Raw genomic sequence first — 20605 nt, 5'->3', positions numbered from 1 at the left:
AATGATCTTTATGAGATTTGATAAAAGTATATTGTTATCTATAATTTTATGCATATTCGTAGTAAATATTAATGCTCAAAAAATAACATTAGAAGAAATATGGAGCGGTAAATTTTATCCAAAAACCATTTCAGGAATAAAATCTTTAAAAAATGGTAAAGAATATACTATTCTAACTAAAAATGGTATTGAAAAATATTCCTATGAAACCTTTGATAAAATAAATACGATCATTTCGGGCACTTATTCCGATTATTTATTTAATAACGATGAAAATTATTTACTTTTAGAAAATAAATCGTTTCCAATATATCGACGCTCAAAATCGGGAATTTATACTCTGTATAACATAAAAACCCAATCATTTTTTGAGGTTTTTAACAAAAAGCCCATACAAGAACCTATTTTTTCTCCCGATGGTACTAAAATAGCATTTGTTTATGAAAATAATATCTATTATCAAGAATTTCCCTCATTGCAAATAACGCAAGTTACGCATGATGGAAAAAAGAATAAAATCATAAATGGAATTTCAGATTGGGTTTATGAAGAAGAGTTTGCTCATGTTAGAAATTTTGAATGGTCGCCGGACGGAAAAAATATTGCCTTTATACATTTTGATGAATCTCATGTTAAAGAAGTTGATATTCCATTATATGAAAACTTTTTGTATCCCAATCATTTCATTTATAAATATCCAAAAGCAGGAGAAGACAATTCTATAGTTAGCCTAAAGTTATATAATTTAGATAAAAAAGAAATTAATACGGTTTCTTTATCTAATTACGAAAACTATTATATTATAAATAGTAAATTCTCACCCAATGGAGATTTATTCGCAATAACTTCCAATCGTTTTCAAAATAAAATTACTGTTTTAAAAATAAACCCAGCCAATCTTAACACTCAATTATTAATAACGGAAACATCCACTACTTGGATTGACACTGACAAACTTTATATTAATTTATTAGCCGATGGAAATTTTATTTTAAACTCCGAAAAAAACGGCTACAATCACTTATATCTTTATAATGCTAAAGGACAATTAGTAAAACCTATTACTAAAGGGAATTGGGACGTAATTCGGATTTATGGAATGGATAATAAAAATTCCCTCTTATACTTTCAATCCAATGAAAAAGGATCTAGCAATAGGATAGTAGCCTCCGTTAACATCAAAACTGGTAAACAGAAAATTTTAACAGATGAAATAGGAACCCATAATGCCTCTTTTAGTACTGATTTTTCTTATTTCATCGATCAATTTAGTACAGCAAATACACCTCCTGTATTTACATTGAGGAATAATAACGGATTTATATTAAAAACTTTGGAAGATAATTCGTCCTTAGTATCTTATGCCAATAAGAAAGAAATTCAAAAATTGGAATTTATTGAAATTCCTACTAAAAATGGGATTAAGTTGAAATCATACATGATTAAACCTATAAATTTCAATCCTGATAAAAAATATCCTGTTTTAATGTATGTATACGGAGGACCCGGATCTCAAACGGTAACCAATTCTTGGGATTCATTCAATTATTGGTGGCACCAAATGCTTGCGCAAGAAGGGTATATAATTGTTTCCGTTGATGGAAGAGGAACCGGAGGAAGAGGGGAAAACTTTAAAAAATCAACATATAAACAGCTAGGTAAACTTGAACTTGAAGATCAAATTGCTGCTGCAAAGTGGTTGCAAACTCAATCCTTTATCGATTCTAACAGAATAGGAATATGGGGCTGGAGCTTTGGTGGTTATTTAACTTCTCTATGTATGACAAAGTCTAATGGCTTATTTAAAATAGGAATAGCTGTTGCACCGGTAACCAATTGGAGATTCTATGATACTATTTATACCGAACGATTTTTACAAACTCCTCAAGAAAATTCAACTGGATATGATGAAAATTCACCTATAAACTTTGCAAAAGATTTACAGGGTAAATTTTTAATTATTCATGGAACAGCAGATGACAATGTACATTTTCAAAATTCTGCAGCAATGATCAAAGCTCTTATTGAAAATGGAAAACCATTTGATACAGCTATTTATCCTGATAAAGATCATGGAATATATGGCGGAAATACTCGATATCATTTATATCAAAAAATGACTGATTACATTAAATCAAATCTGTAAGAATTTTTTAAATTGACATTTATTGTTGATACATATATGTTTTTAGTATTTCTTTAAATTGTATTGAATAAAATTCTTTGTAATTAATAAAATATACTTTATTTACTATAAATAAAGAAAATACTATTATTCAGTAATTAAATATATTTAAAATCGACAAAAATCTACATTAACAGAGTAATATAGACTTTTTTATGACGTGATAATATAATAAATAAATTTTTACAAAAACATAAAAAAGATATTCAAATTAATTTTTTGGCTTTATTTTTGAGAAAGTATAGTATAAATAATATTTTATATAACTAAAATATTAATTTTTTTTATATTAATAATATAATATTTCTTTTATAATTTTTTTTATTTAAACAAAATAATAATATGATTCAAATTTATTTTCTAATTCAGCATTTATCTTAATACTATTATACTAATAATAGCGTTTTTTTGAATATTTTATTTGGATTTATATTAAAAATATATTGATTGTCTTATAATTCAAGGCTAATAAATGTATAATTCTTTATTTTGAATAGAAGAAAATATTATCTTTGCTAAAATTTTAAGGATGACAATATATAAAGCCAGAGAATCGACAGATGTAATTGAAAGATTATATATTACCATGCGTCATCTTTTTAACCGAGGCGGTTTTAAACCAACTGGAACGTCTGGTCTTGAGCTCAGAAACTATCTTTTAAAATTAAATCCAGAAATATACGGATCAATAGCCGATCCGGATAAAGTGGAACTTAATGGGCTCAACTATGTATTAGATAGGCTTCCCCAAGGGATTGAAGAATGTTCATTTATATTTTTAACCTCCAATGAAGGATTAGACAAATCATCTTTTACTCCGATTTATCCTAAAAAAAGAAGGAGAACTTGTTATCGGGTGGATGAGCACCAAATGAATATTGAAGTATTATTAGGAAGATCTGAAATTTATGACATCCTTACTCACCTTACTTTTTTATACAACGAAGCTGATAAAATTAGAAAAAGAACCCATGATTTTAACGGAAAAGTAGGAAGAATTTGGATATCCGTTGAAAATGCAGCCTTGAGTTCAGAACCTTTAAAAAGAAAAGAAAGAGAGGTAATTTTAGCTCATATAGCCACCATGTTGGGCAGAAGCTTTGATGAAGTAATTACTGCTTATAAAAACTTTCAAGAACCAAATGATCCTGACCGTTTTATAAAGATTATTTACAATTTAGGAAGGGTAAGTAAAGAAGACGAATTAGGAATTCGAAGAAGAGAAATATTCTTCAGCTCCATTTTGAAGGAAAGAGTGGGTCATCATTTATTTGGTGAAAAATGGGCTGAAAACGTAAAAAAAACATTAGTTAAAAATAAATTAATTAATAAAAAACTTCATATAATTAGTTCAAACATGCACAGTGTTAAAAACATGTTGTATGCTTTTGATTCTTTAAATAAAAGTTTTCATGAGAATGAAGAACTAAAAGTATATGAAGATTTAAGTAAAAATCTAGATTTAGTTGAATCTGTAAAAAACTATGCCAAAAAAAATGGCATGATATATATAAAAGATACCAGCGGATCTAATATAGATGTTCAAATCTTTGATTTATCTAAGATAAGCTTTAAAAATACTCCTTTTAAAGATATAAAAAATTTAAATAAAGAGGATATCTTAATAGTATTTGATTATGCATTTGGAGAACAGGCTTTCGAAATAATGGATGAATTATTAAGGCCAATAAATAATGCTAAAGAAAACTTAAATCTAAATGTTGACTCAATATCCATTTTAGGTAAAGCAGGAATTTTGGTTGGAAATAAAGGAGATATCATGATACCGAATGCTCATATATTTGAGGGGACAGCAGATAACTATCCTTTTCATAACCAACTTTCTTTAAAAGATTTTGAAGGATATAATATTAATGCTTATAAAGGAGCTATGATTACTGTATTAGGCACTTCCTTGCAAAATAAAAATGTTTTAACTTATTTTATGCAAACATCTTGGAAGGCCATCGGATTAGAAATGGAAGGAGCTCACTATCAAAAAGCTATTCAAGTGGCATCTAAAATACGAAAACATATTGGCGAAAATGTAAAATTAAGATATGCCTATTATGCCTCAGATAATCCTTTAGAAACCGGAAGCACTTTAGCATCAGGAGGGTTAGGCCTAACCGGTGTAAAACCAACTTATTTAATTACAAAAAAAATACTTGAACAAATTTTAAACAATAAAAATTAATTCACACTTAATATATGGATAAACAAAATCAAAATTTAAATCAAGAGACCACCGTTTTAGATTTTTTAAATTATATAAAAAATATAATTAAAAAAATAATATCCTTTACGGGTGAAATATTTAAATATATTTTTAATACTATTTTAAGTTTTTTTGTCCTATTAAAAAGAAACATTATATTCATCGTCGTAACAGTTATTATTTTTGGAACAGTAGGATATTTTGATAAAGAAATATTACCAGCTTCTTATGATTATGAAATGATTGTAGAACCTAATTATAATAGTACGAATTCATTATATCAATTAATTAACTCATATAATGAACAAGCAGAAAGTAATGATGCTACTTTTTTTAAAGGTATTAAAAAAATTAATATATATCCTATAAAAACGTTTACTAATGATTTAGCTGTTTTTTATAGTACAGTAAAAAAATTAAGCAATAATTCTGAAAATGTTAATATAATTGATACTATTTTTACTAAAGAGTTAATTGAAAATTTTAGGAAGAATATTAATAATACAGATTATCCTTATCAAAAAATATATATAAATTCTTCAGTTGAACTTTCATCTAAGGAACTTAAAGATAAAATTTTGGTTCCAATTGAGAATGATCCATATTTCAAACAATGTAGAAATGCTAAAATCACATCTATAGATTATAAAATTGAACAATCTAAGAAAGAATTAAAACTAATTGATACCCTATTATTATCTATAGCTAAAAGAAATATTTCAAATATTCCTACCTCTTCTTCATTATCTTTTAGTGCGGAAAATAAAAATAATGTTGAAACAGATCTCTTAAATAAATCAACGGATTTTATAAAAAAATTAGCCGATTTAGAACTAGAACGAGTGAAGTTATCTCAAGTAATTACATTAATTTCTGAGCCACAAAAAGTAATAAATAAAACATTAATTACAGAAGGAAGAATCTCTTCTTATTCTTTATATGGATTATTATTTGCTATATCAATACTATTATTTATTCAGTTTGTAAAATATTTAAACAAATTTGAAAAAAGAAATTCTTAATACTGTAATAATTGGTCTTGGTAATATAGGAAAAATACACTTTGAAAATATATCACATAATGAAAATTTAAATATAGTTGCTTTGATAGATACGGATAATTTTGTTTTGGAAAATAAAAATATCCCTATTTTTCAAAGTATATCAGAATGCCATAGTATTTTCCCTGATATTGATTTGTATATAATTGCAACACCCAACGGTTATCATTATAAACAAACGAAAGAAATCCTGGCATTATCTAAAAATGTGTTGGTGGAAAAGCCCATTACATTTCATAAATTCCAAATTGAAGAATTAATTACTATTGCAAAGAATAATAATGTTCGATTATTTACCTCTTTGCAACTACGTTTTTCACCTATAATAAATCATGTCAAAAATTTAATTGAAAATGATTATTTAGGTGAAATTTTTCTTCTAAATATTGAATGTTTTTGGAACAGAAATGATCGCTATTATAAAAAAGATTCATGGCGCGGAACAAAACAGTTAGATGGAGGAATACTGTTTACGCAATTTTCCCATTTCATAGATATAATACATTATTTATTGGGAAAAATTGAATTAATAAACAATTTAACTTCCAATTATACGCATCAAAATGTAATTGAATTCCCTGATAGTGGAATTTTACAATTTAAATCGGGAAAGACCCTGGGAAGTATGTGTTACACCATCTCTACCTACGAAAAAAACTTTGAATCATCAATTACTATTATTGCAGAAAAAGGAACAATAAAAATTGGTGGCCAATATTTGGATCAACTAATACATTATAATGTAAAAGAGAGCTTGCTTGAAGGTATTAATTTGCCTCTGGAACCACTTCATAAATTGTTATATAAAGAAATAGTACACTCGCTAAAAAATTCAACCTCATCTCGTTTAGATGCTGAAAATTCAATTGAAACCATTGATTTTATAGATAAAGCGTCTAACTATTTAGCCTAAACAAATAGGCTTATTTATAAAATAATGATGGAATAATTATTTCCAATATATAAAATATTTAATTTTTATCAAAATACAAATCAAATAATAAATTTTTACTTAAAAATTATTTTTTCATTAAATATCCTATGAAAAATAATATTTGATTTGTATTTAATATAGTAATTTTGCTATATGAAATTAATTTCACAATTAGGAATTATATTACTGTTGTATTTTATTGGTGAATTACTAGTTTTCATCCTGCAAATTAAGATACCGGGAAGCATAATAGGCATGCTGTTATTACTTGTGTCTTTACAATTGAATATCATAAAAGTGGAAGATATAAAAGAAGTAGCTACTTTCTTTTTAAATAATATGCTGATTTTATTTATACCTTTAGGGGTTGGATTAGCTTCCCAATGGGACTTAATCTCTAAGGAATGGTTAGCAATTTTAATATCCATTATACTTAGTACCTTTATCGTGTTATTAACTGTAAGTTTACTTATTAGAAAGAAAAAAGAATGAAGGAATTTTTAGATACTCCTCTTTTTCATATAACGTTAACCTTACTGGTTTTTTGGTTATGTAATTTGTTGTTTACTAAATTTAAATATAAAATACTTCATCCGGGTATAACCTCTATAGTCTTATTGATTGTCTATTTAAAAGTGACACATACTTCGTATGAAGATTATAACAATAATACCTCTTTAATTTCTTTTTGGCTGGGACCATCCGTGGTAACTTTGGGTCTACCGCTTTATTTGTATATAAAACATTTAAAAGGCAGTTATATACGAGTTTTTATCGCTATGATAGCGGGAAGTCTTTCGGGAATCATTTCCGTGGTTGTTATAGCAAAAATTCTAGGTGCTTCAGACATTATAGCTTATTCATTATCTCCAAAATCCGTAACAACGCCTATTGCAATGGAGGTATCAAAAGGACTGGGAGGCATTCCGTCTCTTACTATTGCAATTGTTTTCATTACCGGATTTGTCGGTGCCCTTTTCGGATGGGGATTCCTAACTAAATTAGGAATTAAAGATCACAAAGCAATCGGAATAGCTGTGGGTTCTGCTTCTCATGCTATAGGTACAGCGGAAATTGTTAAAAACGGAGAAAAATTTGGCGCTTACGGAGCACTTGGAATGGCTTTAAATGGTGTATTAACTGCTATATTTGCTCCTATACTAACTCCGTATTTAATCCAACTATTAAATTCGATTGGATAAATATTCGTTGTGGTTAACTTTTTGTAACAATAAATAATTACTTATTAATATAAATTTATCTGATAAGTTTTTATGAAATAGGCGAATATTTAAATAAATTTTAAAATATATTATGACTAAGAAAAAGAGAATAATTTCTACTAAACATAAAGAGAAACTACGAAATTTAAAAAGAAATATACTTAACATCTTTATAAAAAACCCGAATAAACAATATAATTATAAACAAATATCCACAATATTGGATTACAAAAATCCCAGACAAAGGGAATTTGTAATACAAGGACTTTTAAGTTTGGTTTCTGAGAAACAACTAACAGAAATAAAAACCGGAAAATATCAAATCAATTCCATAAAAGAATCCGTTACCGGAAAAATTGATTTCAGTCAGAATGGAAATGCCTATTTAATTGTTGAAGGTCTTGAAAAAGATATTTTTATACCGAAAGGAAAAACAGGAAAAGCTTTACAAAATGACATGGTAAAAGTTATTGTCCATCAATTTAAAAACAGAAAACCGGAAGGAGAAGTTATTGAAATCCTGGAACGTTACAAAACAAAATTTGTTGCAAAATTTGAATATTCTCCGAACAAAAACTTTGGATTTGCAGTAGTTAATAAACCTTCTGTTCACACTGATTTTTTTATACCAAAAGATAAATTTAACGGTGCAAAAAACGGTCAACTGGTAGTGGTTCAACTCCTCGATTGGCAAGATAAAGAAGACAGTCCTACGGGATCTATTGTTGAAGTATTAGGAGATCCGGGAGAAAATGAAACCGAAATTCATGCTATTTTAAGTGAATATGGGTTACCTTATACATTTCCTTATGAAGTTGAAAAAGAAGCGGAAAAACTTGATATACGCATATCAGAGGATGAAATATCTAAAAGAAGAGATATGCGTACTGTCACTACATTTACCATTGACCCTGTTGATGCTAAGGATTTTGATGATGCACTTTCTATCGAAAAGTTAGACAACGGCAACTGGGAAATCGGAATTCATATTGCAGATGTTTCCCATTATGTAAAGCCGGGAACCCTATTAGATAAAGAAGCCTATTTAAGAGGAACTTCCGTGTATTTAGTCGATAGAGTCGTTCCAATGCTTCCTGAAGTTTTAAGCAATAATGTTTGTTCCTTACGTCCTAAAGAAGATAAATATACTTTTTCCGCCGTATTTGAATTGGATGAGAAAGCACAAGTAAAAAAACAGTGGTTTGGACGAACGGTTATCCATTCAGACAGAAGATTCACTTATGAAGAAGCCCAAGAGATTATCGAGGGAAAAAAGGGCGATTTTGAAGAAGAAATACATACCCTTAATAATTTGGCAAAACTACTTAGAGAGGATCGAATGAATAAAGGAGCAATCTCTTTTGACAAAATAGAGGTAAAATTTAATTTAGATGAAAATAAAAATCCCGTAGGAGTTTATTTTAAAATTGGAAAAGACAGCAATCATTTAATTGAAGAATTTATGCTTCTGGCCAATAAAAAAGTTTCCGAATATGTTAGTACCAATAAAAAAGGAAATCCAACCGATCGAACTTTTATTTATAGAATTCATGACGACCCGGATCCGATAAAATTACTCTCTCTTAAACAATTTGTAAATACTTTGGGATATGATATAAATATAACCAATAAAAATAAAACCTATCAATCCATCAATAAATTACTTGCCGACGTAAAAGGTAAAGGCGAAGAAAATATGATTGAAACGCTAACCATCCGTACTATGTCAAAAGCAAAATATTCAACCGAAAATGTCGGTCACTATGGTTTAGCTTTCGATTATTACAGTCATTTTACCTCTCCCATACGTCGATATCCTGATGTAATTGCGCATCGTCTCTTACAAGATTTTCTAGACAAAAAACCGTCTGCAAACAAAGAAATCATCGAGAATATGGCAAAACATTGCAGCAATATGGAAAAATTAGCCGCCGATGCTGAAAGAGACAGTATTAAATACATGCAGGTTAAATTTATGGAAAAACACTTAGGTGAATCTTTTGAGGGAGTAATCACCGGAGTAACCGAATATGGTATTTATGTAGAAATTAAAGAATTCGGAACCGAAGGAATGATCAAAACAAGAGATATACGGGATGATGAATATCGCTATGATGAAAAGACCTATTCTATTATTGGACAAAGAACCGGCAATCAATATCAGTTGGGAGATACTGTATTTATTAAAGTTATAAAAGCTAATCTTGAAAAGAAACAATTAGATTTTGAGCTTATTGAGAATTGATAAAAATAAATTAGTAACCAATTATGTTATATAGTCTGTTATATTGCTAATATCAAAACAATTTTAATTGTAACGAACCTTTTGCTTCTAACTCTAATAATTTTTTCTTTCTCCACAGTCCTCCTCCATAACCTGTTAAAGATCCATCCGAACCAATGACCCTATGACAAGGAACCAATATAGAAATCATATTCATACCATTAGCATTTGCAACCGCTCGAACAGAAGAGGGCTTACCGATACGTTTTGCTTGAATGGCATAAGTTGAAGTCTTTCCGTAAGGTATTTGAAGAAGGACCTTCCATACCTCTTTTTGAAAATCAGAACCAACCCAGTCTAAAGGAACTGTAAATTCTTTTAAAGTACCTTCAAAGTATGAGTCTAATTGTTGCTTTAATTGTTTAAATAAACTATTTTCACTTGGCACAATAGAAGTATTAAAACGCTTTGATATTAATTGTAGCTCTCTTTCTAACATTTTACGATCCGAAAATTCCAATAAACATATGCCTTTCTCTGAGGCACAAGCAATCATAGTACCTAAAGGAGTTGCCAAGCGGGTAAGATTAATTAATTGTTTTTCTTTACTCATTTTAGGTGTAATTCCTGTTATTTTTTTAAAAGTTTCATTAAATCCGCTCAACGATTCAAATCCTGAGTCATAGGCAATTTGTGTGATATTATTACCTTCTTTACATTTTTTAAATGCCTCATTTATTCTATACATTCTTTGATACATATGAAAAGTAATTCCATGATTTTTAAGAAACCACCTTCTAACTTTTATTGGCTCAATTCCAAAATTCCTTAAATCAAAGTCTTTTAATTTAATATTGGGGTTGTCTTCCAAATGTTGTAATAATTTATGAATATATTCCGGCGTTTCACCATTCCTTTCCATAGGATGACATATTTTACATGCTCTATATCCTTTACTTAAAGCTTCTTTAGTCGAAGAAAAAAATTCAACATTCTCAAATTTAGGTTTTCGTGCTGAACAGGTAGGACGACAAAATATACCGGTAGTTTTAACACCAACAATAAAAGTTCCTTCAAATGAACTATCCCTTTCTAATAAGGCTTTGTAAAATATTTTTTTTTGATCCATGGAAAAAGTATTTTTTAATCTACCCTCTTCCTCTGCAAATCCCTTTATTATAAGGATAAACAGAAATACACTTACTATTTAAAAAATTATTTTAAAATAATTTTTTTGTTAAAATTAGTTCAGGCGAAGATTGTACTGCAACCGAAAAATGAACATATATTTTTTCCATGAAAAGATAAAGGGTATTAACCAAAAACTTAAAAACTAAAAAACCCATCAAGTTTTTAAAGTGTTTTTTAATTCTTGAACCGCTTTTTCTATTGAATTATTATCTTTTAACAAGGTAATGAACTTACTTCCAATGATAGCGCCGTTAGCATAAGATTGTGCGACTTTTAAAGTAGCTTTATTAGAAATACCAAACCCTATTAAACGAGGATTACGCAATTTCATCGAATTAATTTTTTGAAAATATTCTACTTTTTTATCATCAAAACTTTTTTGCGCTCCCGTTGTTGAGGCAGATGAAACCATATATATAAATCCATCCGTATTTTCATCAATCAAGCGAATTCTTTCTTCTGATGTTTCGGGAGTTATAAGCATTATAACTTTTATATCATAAGTTTCAAAAATCGATTTATATTTTGTACTATAATCATTAAAAGGCAAATCAGGTATAATTGCTCCATCTACACCGACTTCTTTACATTTTTTACAAAAATTTTCAATTCCGTATTGCATAATAGGATTTAGATATCCCATTAATAGTAACGGCAATTCAACTTCTTTTCTCACTTCTTTAATTTGTTCGAAAAGCAATTTTAAATTCATCCCATTCTTCAAGGCCAACGTGCCGCTTTCCTGAATAGTCGGCCCATCTGCCATAGGGTCTGAAAAGGGTATACCCACTTCTATTAAATCTATGCCGTTTTTTTCAAGCTCTTTTATGATCTTACCAGTATCGGCAAGATTCGGATATCCGGCCGTAAAATAAATGGAAAGAATGTCTTTCTGTTTTTTATTAAATAATTGCTTTATTCTATTCATAGTTTATTTCTTCTATAAATTTTTTTATTAATTCAATATTTTTTCTTCCCGGTTCAAGTTCAAACTTACTGTTTAAGTCCAAACCATATAATTTCGGATGCTTTATTTCTTTAATTTTACCTACATCTTCCATTGAAATACCTCCACTTAAAAAAAAAGGAAGTTCACCTGTATAAAAATCCATCAACGACCAATCGAACTTTTTCCCTGAGCCACCATATTGCGTGCTTTTAGTATCAAACAGAAAGAAGTCACAAACTGAATTATATTCTTTTGTACTGTGCAAATCATTAGGGGATGATACATTAAAAGCCTTAATTATTTTTATATTAGGAAAACTTTTTATGAGATCTGAACAATATTTTGGATGTTCCAATCCATGAAGTTGGATAACATCCAACTTATATTTTTCAATCCTACTGAATAGCGATTCTATTTTTTCATTAACAAAGACCCCAACCTTCAAAATATCTTTAGTTTGTGAAAGAATGGTTTCGGGGAGTATCTTATCTATATAACGTAAGGATTTCGGGTAAAATATAAATCCCATATAATCTATAGGTATTAGAGAAAGATGCTCAATATTATCAGGATATTTCATCCCACAAACTTTAATTTTCATCTATTAATTGGTATGATTATGTAAGTTCTTCAATAAAATCTTGTAAAGCTTTACCGGGATTATTCGTTTTCATAAAATTTTCACCCATTAAAAATCCTTTATATCCGGCTAGCATTAAGTCTTTTACAGTTTGAGAAGAAGATATTCCACTTTCAGAAATTTTCAAAAACTCAGGGGGTATTTTATTAACCATGTCAAATGAAACTTGTACATCCGTAACGAAGGTTTTTAAATTACGGTTATTAATTCCTACTACATCTACCCATTCATTAATATAATCTAATTCCTTTTCATGATGCAATTCCAACAACACATCCAATCCAAGATTTTTAGCTTGTTTTGCCAATTCTTTAGTTTTTTCAACAGTTAAAGCAGCGGCTATCAACAATATTGCACTTGCACCGTAAGCCTTAGCTTCAAAAAGTTGATATTCATCAATCATAAAATCTTTACGAAGAAGGGGAGTTTGTGTAATGGCTTCTGCATTAATCAAATCCTGCAAATTACCTCCAAAAAAATCAGTATCGGTGAGAATGGATATAGCACTTGCTCCGTTTTCAGAATAAAGAGGTATAATTTGTTCTATTTTTGCATTTTTAAATATCCAATCTTTCGAGGGAGATCGACGTTTAAATTCTGCAATTATACCGGTTGAAGATCTTTGTATGGATTCTTTAAACGATTGTCTTTTCTTTACATTTTGTATTTTATTTTCCAGATCTTTAATTGAAATTTTCCTTTTTGATTTTTCAATTTCAATCCTTTTACAATCAATAATTTTATCTAAAATAGTAGGCATATTTTTCTTTTATGGTTCAATGAATGAGTTACTATCCTCATCAACTACTTTTTTTTCTACAAATTCATCATCTAAATCAACAGAATCTCCGTTTATTTGTCCTCTTCTAAACTGAACTTGTTGTTGATCAGGAAAATAATAAAAATAGGTATCAATTGTTTTACTAGTAAAATGAAGTTCATAATAATTACCTTTTTCCGTCCACCATTCCCCTTTATCTACAATCGCTCTTTCTTCAGTTCCTCCCAACAATTGAATTTTCAACAAAAGAAAAGTTCCGTCAATATTCCGTTGCTTAATCCAATAGTTACGTATTCCTCCTTCTCGAGTTCCTTTTTCTGTACCTTGCCAAAATCCAATTAAGTTTTGATCTCTTTCTTTTATTTGAGAATAGGATACTAGATTCCACAAGATAAATGTTATAAGTATTAATTTTTTCATCTTTTTTATTCTTATTAAACCTAATTATTCAGGCTTAAAAATTTTTGAAAAGTTTGTTTCGCTTTTCCGCTTTCCAAAGATTCTCTCGCTTGATTGATGCATTCTTCAATAGTTAATTTGGGATTTATATTGTGTATGGCAAATGCCGAATTAGCTATCACAGCATTTTTTTGGGCTTTGGTTGCTTGATTATTTAAAACGTTATCAAAAATTTTTGAAGCTTCTTCAGGTGTTTTTCCTCCATCCAACTCCGTTTGCGTACATCTTTCCAAACCGATATCTTCGGGAGAATAGATATGTTCCCCTAAATGGGTAACCACTTTAAAATTATCGGTTAAGGATATTTCATCATATCCGTCTAAACTATGTACGACCGTATAATTACAATCGGTATTTTGATAGATATAATAATATAAACGAGACATTTTAAGATTAAAGACTCCTAATACATTCCTTTTAGGCTTTATTGGATTTACTACAGGTCCCAGCATATTAAAGAATGTTCGAACTCCTAATGCTTTTCTTATGGGTGTTACCACCTTCATGGCATCATTGAATAAAGGAGCATGTAAAAAGGCCAGGTTGGATTGATCTAATGATCGTTCAAGTTTACTGATATCTGCAGTAAATTTAACTCCGTGTTGTTCCATCACATTGGAAGCTCCGCTAACAGAAGTTGCACCATAATTTCCATGCTTTGCAACTTTATATCCGGCACCGGCTACCACAAAACATGAAAGAGTAGAAATATTAAAGGTATTTTTATTATCCCCTCCCGTACCAACGATATCTATAGGATCATATGCGGCTAAAAATGAAACATCCGTACATAAATCCATAAGGGCATCCCTAAAACCGAAAAATTCATCGATGCTAATATTTCTCATAAGAAAAACGCTTATAAAAGCGGCAATCTGAGATTCATTATATTCTTTCGCGGCCATTTTAGTCAATACTTCTTTCGCTTCTTCTCGGTTTAAATATTGATGCTCAAAGAGTCTGTTTAATAGTTGTTTCATATCAACTTAATTTTCTAAAAAATTTTTTAAAATGTTTTTGCCCTTCGGGGTAAGTATGGATTCAGGATGAAACTGAACTCCGTGGACATCATAATGCTTATGTTTTATAGCCATAATTTGATTATCATGATCGACGGCCGTAATTTGAAGTTCATCCGGAAAATTTTGATTATCTACAATCCACGAATGGTATCTCCCAACTTCCATTTCTTCAGAAATACCTTTGAATATATAGTCTTCATCTATTATTCTTATTTTCGTTGCTACTCCATGATACACATCTTCCAAATTGGTCAATTTAGCACCAAAAGCTTCTCCTATAGCTTGTTCTCCTAGGCACACCCCTAGAATGGAATGAGTTGGAGCATATTGTTTGATTAATGAGAGCAATATTCCTGATTCGGAAGGTATTCCCGGGCCCGGTGATAATATTATTTTATCATAGTCTGCTACTTCCGATACCGTGATTTGATCGTTTCTAAATACATTTACTTCCGTATAATTCAATTCTTTGATTAAGTGAACCAAATTATAGGTAAATGAATCATAATTATCTAAAACCAATAGTTTCATTGTATATTTACTTAGAACATGAATTTAAGAATTGGTTAGCCGTTTGTACATCGGCATAGTAATAACTTAAGGCTGCTAAAAATGAATTTTGAACTTCTTTAGCTTGTATTTTTTCTCCCTTAATTTCAAGATCTCGGGTTGCACAAGCATCGCCTATTAAAGTACATGTATAGCCTAAGTCTTTTGCTGCTCTAGTAGTTGCATCCACACACATATGGGTCATCATTCCGCAAATTACAAGTTCATCAACTTTAAGTTTCTTTAAAGTATCTTGAAGATCTGTATTTATAAAGCTATTTGGAAAATTCTTGATGATGACTTTTTCTTCGTCTTTCGGCTTAACATGGGAATGTATTTCTACCCCTTGAGTATGAGGAAGGAAAAAAGTAGCATCCGACCGTGAAGATACATGTTGTATATGGACTACCGGCCATTGTTCTTTTCTGAACTTTTCTAAAATGTTTTTTGCTTGTTCACAAGCTTGTATAGAATTATTTAGAGGATTTTTTCCTCCTTCAAAATAGTCATTTTGAATATCGATAATTAGTAAAGCTTTCATATATAATTAATTTTTTAAAATTTCTGCCAGATCAATTGCTTTTTTAAGCGCTCCTAACTTGTTATTTACTTCTTTCAACTCTTCTTCGGGATTTGACTTGGATACAACGCCCGCCCCTGCTTGATAATACAATACATTATTTTTGCTTAAAAATGACCGGATGGTAATTGCTTGATTTAAATTTCCGTCTAAACCAATATAACCGATACATCCTCCATATATTCCCCGCATATGCTTTTCTATATCGTGCAGCAATTGCATGGCTCTAACTTTGGGTGCTCCGGATAAGGTTCCTGCAGGAAATGTATCTGCAAATACAGAAATACTGTTTTTATTTTCATCCACAATTCCACTCACACGGGAAACTAAATGTATCACATGTGAAAAATACTGTACTCGTTTAAAAAACTCTAATTGGACCTCATGGCAATTTCGGCTCAGATCATTTCTTGCTAAATCTACCAACATAACATGTTCAGCATTTTCTTTTTCATCTTGTAAGAGTTTTTCTGAAAGTTTTCTGTCTTTTTCATCATCTCCGGTTCTTTTATAAGTTCCGGCTATAGGATCAATATAAGCTCGTCCTTTATTTATTTTACAATGCGTTTCGGGGGATGATCCGAATATTCGAAAAGAACCAAAATCGAAATAAAAAAGATAGGGAGACGGATTAATGGATCGTAACGCTCGATATACTTTAAAATCATCGCCGGTAAATGCTTGTGAATAACACCGTGAAGGAACAATCTGAAAGACATCTCCTCTTTTACAGTGTGCAATCCCTTTTTTTACAGACTCTATATATTCTTCATCGGAGATAAAACTTTTTTCATCTCCTTTGATCTTAAAATTATAGGAAGCAAAATTATTATTTTGCAATAAGGCTTCTAGTTGATGAATATCTGATTTTTCCCCTTCGGGAATATTTTCAACTATGGTTAATTCATTCTTTAAATGATTAATAACTAATATAAATCGGTAAAAAATGTAAAATAATTCAGGAATATCCGCATTTTCATATTTTTTATTTTTAGGATCAACCGATTCAAAATATTGAATACTATCATAGGAAGTATATCCAAAAAAACCATTAATTTTAGCAGGATTCTCTCCTTCTAATTGAAAGCTTTTAATAAAATCATTCAATTCGTTGACTAAAGGTTTTTCTAAATTTTTGATTTTTGTTTGCCCGTTTATTTCCGTTGTAATTTCATAGTCTTTAACTTTAAATTTAGCTAAAGGATCCATCACAATAAAAGACGAGCTGTCTTCTCCACCATGAAAATCAGAACTTTCGAGTAAGGCAGATTCAGGAAAAGCATCCCTTATTTTTAAATATATTCCCACCGGAGTTTGTAAGTCTGCTAATAATTTCTTAGTTTTTACCTGTATTTTCATATCCTATTCGTTTCTTTTTTCCTGAACTTTTATGTATGTTTCCATATCTTTATCTCCTCTTCCCGATAGACAGATCACAATAATATCTTCCTTTTTAAATTTCTTTTTCTTCAATACTCCTAAGGCATGTGCCGACTCAATGGCGGGAATTATACCTTCTAATCTTGTTAATTCAAAGGCTGCATCTAGAGCTTCCTCATCTGTGATTGCCAGAACTTCCGAACGTTTGGTTTTAGACAAATGGGCATGAAGGGGACCTACTCCTGGATAATCCAATCCGGCCGATATAGAATACGGTTCTTCTATTTGTCCATCTTCTGATTGCATGAGTAATGTTTTGCTTCCGTGAATGATTCCTAATCTTCCTAAATGGATCGTCGCAGCAGATTCTCCGGAGTTTAATCCTTTTCCGGCTGCTTCAGCTAAGACAATTTTTACCGAAGGTTCATTTAAAAAATGATAGATGGTTCCGGCAGCATTGCTTCCTCCTCCTACACATGCTATCAAATAGTCGGGGGTTTCTCTTTGTTCTTTTTCTAACAGTTGTTTGCGAATTTCTTCACTGATGACTGATTGTAAACGAGCTACCATATCCGGATAAGGATGAGGCCCTACGGTGGAACCTATAATATAATACGTGTCTTTCGGATTTGAACACCAATCGCGAATTGCTTCATTAGTAGCATCTTTTAAGGTCATATTTCCACTCGTTACGGGTAGTACTTCTGCTCCTAACATTTGCATTTTTTCAACATTCAACTTTTGTCTTTCCACATCCACTTTTCCCATGTAAATTACGCATTTCATATTCATTAGTGCACAAACTGTAGCCGTGGCAACTCCATGTTGACCCGCTCCGGTTTCAGCTATGATTCGGGTCTTACCCATTCTTTGCGCCAATAATATTTGACCTATTGTATTGTTGATTTTGTGCGCTCCGGTATGATTTAAATCTTCTCTTTTTAAGTAGATTTTACATCCGTATTTGTGAGACAGTCTTTTTGCCAAATATAAAGGTGAGGGCCTTCCAACATAATCTCTTAGTAAATCGTGGAAATCTTTTTGAAATTTTGGGTCATTTAATACTTTTAAATAATTGTTTTTTAGAATTTCCACATTTTCATAAAGGATTTCAGGAATATAAGCTCCTCCAAATTCTCCATAGTAACCTTCTTGGTCTACACTATATGTATGCTTCATTTTTTTCATTTTACGTAATTAATCATTTTAAAAAACAAAAAAACCTACCGTGAACACGGTAGGTTTTCTTATTCTTTTACTATTTTATTTAAAATAATATACCTTACTGCCCACGGCTATTGAAGCTGAGAGCACCACCACCAAGATATATTATTTAAAAATATTGTTTTCACTTTACTTAATTATTTTAACAAAAATACTAATTATCTTTTAATAATACAAAATATTTCAACCGATTTTATGTTTTTCTTTAATTTATATTTAGATTATTATTTAATTATGAGCGTGATTAAATAGTGTGCTTTACTTTATATATTCTGTTTTTTGCTCTGCATTTAAATTGACTATTTAACTATGTGCTGAGCTTACAGATACTAGATATTATTCTTAAATTACAAGAACTAAATAAAAAGAAAAAACCCATTCATATATATAAAATAAAGAATGGGTTACGAATAGAATTCTTAAGGTTTTACTTTTATTTCTTAGATTTTTACTTATTTATCCTATTGCCACAGTTATATAATAGTTTTTTTAAATTAATTGTCTAAATTTTATTTTTCAAAACGTAAAGAAATTCTTCTGTCTTTAGCTCTTTCTTCATCGGAAGCGTTTGCATCAACTGTAGCAAATTTGGAACCATATCCTTCAGCACCATCAACTCGGTCTCCAAATCCATTTTTAATAAAAATTTCCTTTACAGTATTTGCTCTTTCTTGTGACAATTTTAAATTATCTTGGTCATTTCCTTTTTTATCGGTATAAGCTCCAATTTTAACTTTTGCATCAGGAAATTCTTTAAGTATAATTCCAATATTTTTTGCTTGTGTTTCCGATTCAGGCGTTAATTTTGTTCCGCTTCCAAATTCAAAATTGATGGCATCAAAATCAAACCATTTATTTTTTAAATCGTCGTTGGTGGCATTTTTATATTCATCGGATTGCAAAAAATTGACCATCTTGTCTTCAATTCCTCCGGGAAAAGCATTGATAACTGTTCCGCTTGGCAACGTAATCGGAAGTAATTCTTTTATTTTATGATCTGTTGGATTAGTACTATTAGCTGAAACTGTGTCTCTGTTATTTGCATTAGGCTCTACTTTTTGGATGGAATCATTTACCGGAGCTGTTGTACCTTTCCCTTTAGAACATCCATTTTTAGAAAATAACCAAATGATTAGAATACCCACAATTAACAACATTATTAACCATTTTAACCATCCTAAATTTGAATGATTATCCATTTTATCTTTATATTCATGATAAGTGTCTTCAACCTTATCTTTTATATTTTCCGCAGTTTCTTTAGTTTGAGATGAAACTTTATTGAAAAAAGAATCTCCTAATCCTGAAATTGAAGAAACTCCTAAAATACCGGCTAAACCAGAAGGTATTGATGATAAAAATCCATTTTTTTCTGAATTTATCTGTCCTAATAAGCCTTTGAAATTTCCTCCTGCTAATAATTTTTGCCCTAAAAATCCTGCTACTAATGGAGATATAACTCCCATTAGTTTGGTGGTACTTTCACTTTTTAAGCCGGATGAAGAAGATATCAGAGAAGAAAAGTTCCCTAATTTATCCCCAAAAAGATTATTTAAAAAGCCTGAACTTAATTTTTGTGTTTCAGCATCTGCTTGTCCGGAAAACAATCCTTTTACATTAGAAATGGAAGGAATATTTCCCGCTTGTTTCAATATATTTTCTAACTTATTATCATTACCTTTTTCTAGAACTGCACCGAATAAACTGGAAACGGCTGTTTTTATTGCTGATGTAACTTTTCCTGTATCTTCTCCCAATTCTGAAGATATATTAGAAACAGCTTCGGGTGTAATAATTTTCTTTAATGAATCTAATAGATTTTCCATAACAAAATTTTTCCGTGTTAAATGTATTATTATTTAATTATAACATATTTTATCTTTTGTTTATGACAATAATTATTCCAAATAATTTAAATTATTCATAAATACTTTTTTTATATATCTGTATTTCCCTTTTTAATAACTGTTAAAAAAATAAAAAAG

18 protein-coding genes are annotated in these 20605 nt (G+C 30.0%); 7 read left to right on the top strand and 11 right to left on the bottom strand.

What is annotated here, in order from left to right; genetic code table 11:
- Positions 1 to 10 precede the first annotated feature (10 nt).
- The 7 genes from GFV01_RS08015 (at position 11) to rnr (ending at position 9866) form a co-directional block, all read left to right on the top strand.
- A complete protein-coding gene (locus tag GFV01_RS08015) occupies positions 11 to 2146 on the top strand; it encodes a S9 family peptidase (protein WP_160566274.1) in 2136 nt (711 codons plus the stop codon).
- A gap of 568 nt (positions 2147 to 2714) precedes the next feature.
- A complete protein-coding gene (locus tag GFV01_RS08010) occupies positions 2715 to 4382 on the top strand; it encodes a hypothetical protein (protein WP_160566271.1) in 1668 nt (555 codons plus the stop codon).
- A 14-nt stretch (positions 4383 to 4396) separates the two neighbouring features.
- Entirely contained in the window at positions 4397 to 5425 is a 1029-nt protein-coding gene (locus tag GFV01_RS08005; protein WP_160557728.1) for a hypothetical protein, read from the top strand.
- On the top strand, positions 5406 to 6377 hold the full coding sequence (locus GFV01_RS08000; RefSeq protein WP_160566268.1) for a Gfo/Idh/MocA family protein: 972 nt from the start codon (positions 5406 to 5408) through the stop codon (positions 6375 to 6377). Before GFV01_RS08005 ends, GFV01_RS08000 begins: the two co-directional genes overlap by 20 nt.
- Before the next feature lie 174 nt (positions 6378 to 6551).
- A complete protein-coding gene (locus GFV01_RS07995; RefSeq protein WP_160557730.1) occupies positions 6552 to 6890 on the top strand; it encodes a CidA/LrgA family protein in 339 nt (112 codons plus the stop codon).
- Positions 6887 to 7600: an LrgB family protein gene (locus tag GFV01_RS07990; protein ID WP_160566265.1), complete on the top strand. Its 714-nt coding sequence runs from the start codon at positions 6887 to 6889 to the stop codon at positions 7598 to 7600. The genes GFV01_RS07995 and GFV01_RS07990 overlap by 4 nt, the downstream gene beginning before the upstream one ends.
- A 112-nt stretch (positions 7601 to 7712) precedes the next feature.
- Positions 7713 to 9866, top strand: coding sequence for a ribonuclease R (rnr, locus tag GFV01_RS07985; RefSeq protein WP_160566262.1), 2154 nt, complete (start codon positions 7713 to 7715; stop codon positions 9864 to 9866).
- Between the two features lie 52 nt (positions 9867 to 9918).
- On the opposite strand, the gene GFV01_RS10295 is transcribed toward rnr, so the two are convergent.
- The 11 genes from GFV01_RS10295 to GFV01_RS07930 all read right to left on the bottom strand — a co-directional run bounded on the left by GFV01_RS10295 (position 9919) and on the right by GFV01_RS07930 (position 20446).
- Positions 9919 to 10974: a bifunctional transcriptional activator/DNA repair protein Ada gene (locus GFV01_RS10295; RefSeq protein ID WP_160566259.1), complete on the bottom strand. Its 1056-nt coding sequence runs from the start codon at positions 10972 to 10974 to the stop codon at positions 9919 to 9921.
- A gap of 216 nt (positions 10975 to 11190) precedes the next feature.
- Positions 11191 to 11964, bottom strand: coding sequence for a tryptophan synthase subunit alpha (gene trpA, locus GFV01_RS07975; protein ID WP_160566256.1), 774 nt, complete (start codon positions 11962 to 11964; stop codon positions 11191 to 11193).
- Positions 11957 to 12586 carry a phosphoribosylanthranilate isomerase gene (locus GFV01_RS07970; RefSeq protein ID WP_160566253.1) on the bottom strand — a complete coding sequence of 210 codons (630 nt, stop codon included), beginning with the start codon at positions 12584 to 12586 and terminating at the stop codon, positions 11957 to 11959. The genes trpA and GFV01_RS07970 overlap by 8 nt, the downstream gene beginning before the upstream one ends.
- 16 nt (positions 12587 to 12602) lie before the next feature.
- Positions 12603 to 13385, bottom strand: coding sequence for an indole-3-glycerol phosphate synthase TrpC (trpC, locus tag GFV01_RS07965; protein WP_160566250.1), 783 nt, complete (start codon positions 13383 to 13385; stop codon positions 12603 to 12605).
- Between the two features lie 9 nt (positions 13386 to 13394).
- Entirely contained in the window at positions 13395 to 13826 is a 432-nt protein-coding gene (locus GFV01_RS07960; protein WP_160566248.1) for a hypothetical protein, read from the bottom strand.
- A gap of 20 nt (positions 13827 to 13846) precedes the next feature.
- The gene (trpD, locus tag GFV01_RS07955) at positions 13847 to 14845 is read right to left on the bottom strand and encodes an anthranilate phosphoribosyltransferase (protein WP_160566245.1); all 999 of its coding nucleotides are present in this window, start codon (positions 14843 to 14845) and stop codon (positions 13847 to 13849) included.
- Positions 14846 to 14851: 6 nt separating this feature from the next.
- A complete protein-coding gene (locus GFV01_RS07950; protein WP_160566242.1) occupies positions 14852 to 15418 on the bottom strand; it encodes an aminodeoxychorismate/anthranilate synthase component II in 567 nt (188 codons plus the stop codon).
- 7 nt (positions 15419 to 15425) lie between these two features.
- Positions 15426 to 15977, bottom strand: coding sequence for a cysteine hydrolase family protein (locus GFV01_RS07945; protein ID WP_160566239.1), 552 nt, complete (start codon positions 15975 to 15977; stop codon positions 15426 to 15428).
- A gap of 6 nt (positions 15978 to 15983) precedes the next feature.
- On the bottom strand, positions 15984 to 17375 hold the full coding sequence (locus tag GFV01_RS07940) for an anthranilate synthase component I family protein (protein WP_160566236.1): 1392 nt from the start codon (positions 17373 to 17375) through the stop codon (positions 15984 to 15986).
- Between the two features lie 3 nt (positions 17376 to 17378).
- Positions 17379 to 18575 carry a tryptophan synthase subunit beta gene (gene trpB, locus GFV01_RS07935; protein ID WP_160566233.1) on the bottom strand — a complete coding sequence of 399 codons (1197 nt, stop codon included), beginning with the start codon at positions 18573 to 18575 and terminating at the stop codon, positions 17379 to 17381.
- A 554-nt stretch (positions 18576 to 19129) separates the two neighbouring features.
- The gene (locus GFV01_RS07930) at positions 19130 to 20446 is read right to left on the bottom strand and encodes an OmpA family protein (RefSeq protein ID WP_160566230.1); all 1317 of its coding nucleotides are present in this window, start codon (positions 20444 to 20446) and stop codon (positions 19130 to 19132) included.
- Positions 20447 to 20605 lie beyond the last annotated feature (159 nt).

The organism is Apibacter sp. B2912 (genome assembly GCF_009827835.1).
In the GTDB taxonomy this organism is placed as follows: domain Bacteria; phylum Bacteroidota; class Bacteroidia; order Flavobacteriales; family Weeksellaceae; genus Apibacter.
Note: the sequence above shows the minus strand (reverse complement) of the source record. Positions and strands in the feature narration are given on the sequence as shown.